The following is a 4,206-nucleotide window of genomic DNA, read 5'->3' as shown; positions in this document are numbered from 1 at the left end:
TACTACCGCCTTGTCCCCGGTCAGACTTCCGTCGGCGTTCTTTACTCTTAACTCTAGGTCATTTCCTACTCTTCTTGCTAGCACTTCACTTTCATTAATATCTTCCATCTTAAGAACATCTATGTCGCTTGTGTAATCACTGCCAGTGTAGTTGTCTATCTTATCTACACCGTAACCTTTCTTAAAGATATAGGTGTCTGCTCCATATCCTCCATTTAGGCTATCGTTTCCTTCTCCTCCATCAAGCGTATCATTATACCTGTTGCCTGATATGGTATCATTTCCTTTATAACCTTTCATTATGGATACCATATCTGACCATCCTACAAGGTTATCCTCTCCATCTGTTCCATCTATAGCTGTAGCTAATTGTTTTACTTTAGCGGCATCCCATGTCTTACCATCTGCAAACTGTATACTATCTACTGCATAAGTTCCATAGTTAAAGTATCCTAATATTACAGCCTTGTCCCCGGTCAGACTTGCGTCGGCGTTCTTTACTCTTAACTCTAAGTCATTTCCTACTCTTCTTGCTAGCACTTCACTTTCATTAATATCTTCCATCTTAAGAACATCTATGTCGCTTGTGTAATCACTGCCAGTGTAGTTGTCTATCTTATCTACACCGTAGCCTTTCTTAAAGATATAGGTGTCTGCTCCATACCCTCCATTTAGGCTATCATTTCCTTCTCCTCCATCAAGAGTATCATTATACCTGTTTCCTGATATGGTATCATTTCCTTTATAACCTTTCATTATGGATACCATATCTGACCACCCTACAAGATTATCATCTCCATCTGTTCCATCTATGGCTGTGGCTAATTGCTTTACCTTAGCAATATCCCACGTCTTACCATCCTCAAACTGTATACTATCTACTGCATAAGTTCCATAGTTAAAGTATCCTAATACTACCGCCTTGTCCCCGGTCAGACTTCCGTCGGCGTTCTTTACTCTTAACTCTAGGTCATTACCTATTCTTCTTGCTACTACTTCACTTTCATTAATGTCATCCATCTTAAGAACATCTATATCTGTACTATAATCGGTAGAAGTATAATTGTTTATAGTATCTACTCCATAACCTTTCTTAAAGATATATGTGTCTGCTCCATATCCTCCATTTAGGCTATCGTTTCCTTCTCCTCCGTCCAATACATCACTATTATTTGATCCACTAATGGAGTCTTCATTGTCAGTACCTTTCAAAAATTGACTTGCATTAACAATATTATAAAATACTGCAGATATACCTTTTGTTTTTTCTAAAAAAATGTTTAATGCAGTACTTGCTTTACTATCGTTTTGGTAGTATTGTTTTAGTTTTCTAAATATAATTGCATAACTAGTACTATTAATATTCTCTGAGAATAACTTCTCAAGCATAGCAGTATCACAAGTAAATGTACCACTAGCAACATCATATTTATATTGTATTAAATCTAAATACTCACCTAAATAAGTTTGAGAAAGAACACTTTTAGCAAAGTTATTAATCAAATCTTCAAATATATTGTTTAATATAGGTGCTGATGCCGTATTAGGGTTTGCTCCATCAACTCCTAGGAACTTTTGTCCTGTAAACATTTCTATGGTTACTAATTTTCTAGCATCTATGTTTAAACCTCTACTGCTTGGATCAACTGTATAAAAGCCTGCCCACCTATAAAGGATTTCAGTTATCAAGGTTTTATCTTCAGTGTATTGTATGTTATTTATATATTTTATAACTGAGGCTTTAAGATTTTCATCCAAAGTCATCGCCTTTCTAAGTGAATATACGTTTCCTGTAGCATTTATTTCTGGTAATAACTGTACATCAGTATTTATATCAATCACTTCATTATCTTTTGAATTCATGTAATCAGCATTAAATAAAAACTGACTTAATTCAATTGTTTTATTTTCACTATTAGTAAAACTACCAATAACTTGTTTGGTAGCATTGGATATGTTCTCGCTGCTTAAAATACTATTACTTAAGTTTATTGATTTTATTCCTACTTCTTCTAAAGTTTTTAATTCCCCTTGTTGAACTTGTCCATCCGAATTTAAATCTTGCCATATTCTTAGCTCTTTATAGGCCGAATCATTTATATCAATTTTATTATCCTTATTAGCATCTATATCCTTAAGGGCATCTAAACCATCCTTAGCTCTGATCCCACTTGATAGTAAGGTTCTATCTCCAAACAATTCCTTTCCACTATCTATTATCCCGTTACCATTAATGTCTCTTGCTAGGAATCCATCATTAGGTCCAATCCATTGAGTTTTTTCTGCTAATCCTGTGTCATCGAGATTGAAGTTAACTCCTTTTTCAACTGTACTTACACTTACTCCATCTCCATTTAGATCTAAAACAACTGGATCATATCTCCTTGCAACAGAAGCATTTTTTAATTGGTCAGTTATTTTTTTTCTAAAATCTTCTAAGGCACTACCAGACAAAGGAGAATTTTTCTCACCTGCTATTGCGTCATAAGAATTTGAAAAAACTCTAGAAATATAGTCGCTATCTTCATTTATAGAAGCATCATCTTTATAAAATTCTTTAAGATACTTATCAAAGTATTCTTTATAAACTGTATCTCCTGTCTTCTTATTAAGATAGAGGAAAAACGATACAGTAACAGTAGCTAATCTTCTTTTTTCAATGTCTGAAAGATCATCATTTTTAATACTGTTTAAAACACTTGCTAATGAAGATTCAGATTTATCCTTATATATAGATACCAATGGCTGAAATATTTCTAATTCCTTTGGATCAATAAATTCACTTGCCGCACTCATATTACTGCCTATATAATCAATTACATTGATCCCTGCTGGCGAACATAAAATATCTGTAAAGGATTCTACATCTTCTACCTGCCACAGAACATCCATAAGTTGTCCATTGTGTCTTCCAAAAATAGCTTTTGCAGCTTCTAATATTTTATCTGCAGCATAAAACTCTCCTTGTATATATAATTTAAGTGGTAGTGGAATTGGCATATCACCTGCAATATCAGCAAGATCACTAAATTTAAATTGTTGTATCCCATCAACATCTGCATAATTATCAATTTTTTCAATTAAATCAAAAACCTTATCAACTTTATCTAATCCACCAGATAGTTTTTCTATCCATTCCTTTACTGGGGCAACCACTGCTATGGTATTTTTCAGTTTATTATACTGAGCTGAATCAACATTTTCGAAGTATTCATTTACTTTAGTAACTACATTACCTAGTCCGAACTTTTTTGTTTCGACCCCAAGATCTATTTCTACTAAATCAAACAATATTGTAGAAATCTTATCCTTTACTTCTATTGCATCTGATACACCTGCTAAAGCATAACCTAAAGTATTTCCATGCCCATCAGATATTTTTACAACCCCGTTGAAGAATTCTATATTAAATTCTCCATTTTTAAGCTTTGTTTGAAATTCAGTATCTTCTTTAATTTTTTCCCAGCTTTCTATACTAAGCTCATCAAAATTAGTTTTTACAAAATCGCTTACTGATATTTCTCCATCCTGCACAGCCTGCAGTTTACCCATTATAGAATCAATATTTTCCCATCCCATAGTTATCCTCCCTTAAAAAATAAAACTAATAGACTGTCATCTATTAGTTTTATTTTATCCTTATTTTTACTTTTGTGTCAAATAACTATTTTATTGTAACTTTTTATCGTTTAATTTACTACTAAGCCCAAACATGTGATAAATCTTTATACATCCATAGTTATTTTGACTATCTGCACTACGTCTTTTAATGAACAAATTATTTCTTATGATGTTTTAATTATTATATTATTATTGTCTGAATTCTGCACTGTGTTGAAATTATATTGATTAGAATTATACATACTGCTATCTGAAGTAAATGCATTCATTTCATGAACAGCTAATTCTGCTAAAGATGAATAATTTACAGATGTAGCTGTGTTTGCTAATAACGTAGTAATCTGATTATTTAAAGCTACTACCTTATTTACAGAATTAGGATCCCATACTGCTCCATCTGCAAACTGTATTTTATCTACAGCATAGTTCCAGTAGTTAAAGTATCCGGCTACTACCGCCTTATCTCCGGTCAGACTTCCGTCGGCGTTCTTTACTCTTAACTCTAGGTCATTTCCTATTCTTCTTGCTACCACTTCATTTTCGTTGATATCTCCCATCATAAGTACGTCTATATCTGAACTATAA

2 protein-coding genes are annotated in these 4,206 nt (G+C 33.0%); both read right to left on the bottom strand.

Translation table 11 applies throughout. The annotated features are described in order from the left end of the window. On the bottom strand, window positions 1–3,579 hold a 3,579-nt coding region (locus JHL18_RS22430), incomplete at its 3' end, for a calcium-binding protein (RefSeq protein WP_200273441.1). Window positions 3,580–3,785: 206 nt separating this feature from the next. After that, window positions 3,786–4,206 (bottom strand): calcium-binding protein (locus JHL18_RS22425; protein WP_274600991.1); only part of this gene is annotated, 421 nt, incomplete at its 5' end.

Source organism: Clostridium yunnanense (assembly GCF_016595795.1).
GTDB classification, from domain to species: Bacteria; Bacillota; Clostridia; order Clostridiales; family Clostridiaceae; genus Clostridium_AR; species Clostridium_AR yunnanense.
Note: the sequence above shows the minus strand (reverse complement) of the source record. Positions and strands in the feature narration are given on the sequence as shown.